The organism is Deltaproteobacteria bacterium, from assembly GCA_028818775.1.
Lineage (GTDB): Bacteria > Desulfobacterota > Binatia > UBA9968 > JAJDTQ01 > JAJDTQ01.
Genome location: JAPPNE010000168.1, coordinates 1 through 2616 on the forward strand (window position 1 = coordinate 1; position 2616 = coordinate 2616).

The 2616-nt window shown below is 69.5% G+C and carries 3 protein-coding genes; all 3 read left to right on the top strand.

The genetic code is table 11. The features are described from left to right. On the top strand, positions 1–805 hold an 805-nt coding region (locus OXU42_17905; protein ID MDE0031262.1), incomplete at its 5' end, for a site-specific integrase. 14 nt (positions 806–819) lie between these two features. Then, on the top strand, positions 820–1995 hold the full coding sequence (locus tag OXU42_17910) for a site-specific integrase (protein MDE0031263.1): 1176 nt from the start codon (positions 820–822) through the stop codon (positions 1993–1995). A gap of 54 nt (positions 1996–2049) precedes the next feature. Then, positions 2050–2616 (top strand): hypothetical protein (locus OXU42_17915; GenBank protein ID MDE0031264.1); only part of this gene is annotated, 567 nt, incomplete at its 3' end.

The following is a 2616-nucleotide window of genomic DNA, read 5'->3' on the forward strand; positions in this document are numbered from 1 at the left end:
GCCCGTGGACAAGGTGGGGCGTGCCGAGGTGACGGCGCTTCATTACGAGTTGCGGGAGACGCCGCGTGCTGCGAACCGGGCGCTGATGGTGCTGTCGAAGATGTTCTCGTTGGCCGAGGCGTGGGGCGTCGGGCCGACCGAGGGCAACCCCTGCCGGTTCGTGAAGCGCTACAAGGAGGGCCGGCGGGAGCGCTTTCTGACGGAGGACGAGTATCGCCGGGTAGGCCGGGCCTTATGCGAGCTCGAGGCGGAGGGCCCGGTGCCGGCGCGGGCTGCGGCGGCGCTGCGCCTTCTGATGCTGACGGGGTGCAGGCTCGGTGAGATACAGACGCTCAAGTGGAGCGATATCGACCGCAAGGCCGGTGAGATTCGCCTGCGCGACGCGAAGACCGGTGCGCGGATGGTGCCGCTGACGCCTGCCGTGCTGGGGGTCCTGGACGGGATCAAGCGTGTCCGTCGGAGCCCCTGGGTGATCACGGGGGGCAAGCCGAACCGCCATCTGGCGGAGCTGACCAGCTACTGGCACCGGGTGCGCGAGCGGGCGAGGGTCGAGGACGTTCGCATCCACGACCTGCGGCACAGCTTTGCGTCCAGGGCTCTGGCACTCGGCCTTCAGCTGCCGATGATCGGGCGTCTTCTCGGCCACACGGACGTGAGCAGCACGGCGCGGTACGCGCATCTGTCGCAGGAGGCGGAGAAGGTCGCGGTGGCCCGCGTGGGCGACAGTATCGAGGACGACATCCTGCGCACCGAGGCCGCCGCCCGGACCGGGGCCGAGGGCATGGCGCCGGTCGAGGCGGTGTAGAGGAGAATTGGCACATGCCGCGATCGAACCGTAGAACGCTGTCGAACCGGGTGGTGGACGCGCTGACTGCCGTTGACAAGGAGGTCATGTGCTGGGACCGGGACCTGCCGGGCTTCGGTGTCCGGGTCTATCCCTCCGGCGCCAAGACCTACATGGTGCAGCGCAGGGGCCGTCGCGGCTCGAAGCGGATCACCGTCGGCCGCCACGGCACGATGTCCGTGGAAGAAGCGCGCCGACAGGCTGCCGTGATCCTCACCCGCCTGGAGAGCGGCGAGGAGCCGGAGACGGGGGCGGCACCGGACGCGGGCGAAGGGCCGACGGTGGCGGAGCTCGCGGAGAGATACCTGAGCGAGCACGTGGCGGTTTACTGCAAGCCCGGCACGGTCATGGGCTACCGCCGGGTGATCGAGCGGAACATCCTGCCGAAGCTGGGCAAGTTGCCGATCAAGGAGCTCGACCGCAGGCACGTTGCCGAGCTTCAGTATCGTCTGCGCAAGAGGCCGACGGCGGCGAACAACGCGGTGGGGGCGCTGTCTCGGATGCTGAACCGTGCGCAGGCGTGGGGTCTGATGCCTGCGGGGAGCAACCCCTGCCGCTTCGTGAAGCCGTACCGGACGCGCCGGCCCGAGCGCTTCCTGACCGAGGACGAGTTCCGACGTCTCGGCCAGGCGCTTGACGATCTTGAGGCCGAGGACCGTGTGCCGGTTCACGTGGCGGCGGCGTTCAGGCTGCTGACGCTGACCGGGTGCCGCTCGGGCGAGGTGCTGACGCTTCGCTGGCGGGACGTTGCGCTGGGCCGGAACGAGGTCCGGCTTCGCGATAGCAAGACTGGCCCCCGGATTGTTCCGCTGTCGCCAGCAGCGGTGCGTGTTCTGGCCGGGCTGCCGCGTCTTTCGGGCAATCCCTGGGTGATCGCCGGCCCGGAGCCGGGCGGCCGGCAGATGCAGCTCACCTATTACTGGCACCGCGTCAGGGAGCGCGCCGGTCTCGACGACGTGCGGCTTCATGACCTGCGGCATTCGTTCGCGTCGCGGGCGCTGGCGATGGGGGAAGACCTCACGATGATCGGCAAGCTCCTGGGTCACCGGAAGCTGCAGAGCACCGCGCGCTACGCGCACCTGGCGCGGGATTCGGTGAGGGAGTCCGCAGCCCTGGTGTCCGACAGCATCGCCGCCGACATCATGCCGTGAGCGCAGACGGACCGACCGTCACGGCCGCATCGGCACCGACGAGGGAGTTGAGCGATGGTCCGTATCGACGATGACTGGAACCCGGTGCTCGCGAAGGCGCTTGGCACGCTGAACAACCGCGACCTCGCGGTCATGGTGAAGTGGCTCTCGGTGCCCAAGCCGCCGCCCACGCGGAAGGCCGACATGATCGCGGCGATCGAGCGCCGTCTCGGCGGGGCCTCGCTCCGCCGCCTTTGGGACGATCTCGACGAGGTCCAGCGATTGGCGGTGGGTGAGGCGCTGCACGATGCCGGTGGCTTCGAAGCCGCGCGGTTCGAGGCCAAGTACGGCGCCTTTCCCGCAGGCTTCGACGGGATCGACGCTCCCGGCGCTCTGCCCTTGCGCTTCCTTTTACATTTTCGCGGCGGCCATGTGGGCTCGTTACCGTTCATCCCGCCCGATCTGGCGAAGCGCCTGCACGCGTTCGTGCCTCCGCCGCCGGAGGCGACGCTCGCCGCCGAGGACGACCTGCCGGAGGCGGTCGACCTGCAGCAGCGCGGCTATGTGCCCAAGGGCAGGGAGCCGACGTTCGACCGCGTCGCGCTGGTTCGGCGCGACATGGAGCGCGCGGCGCAGAGGGAC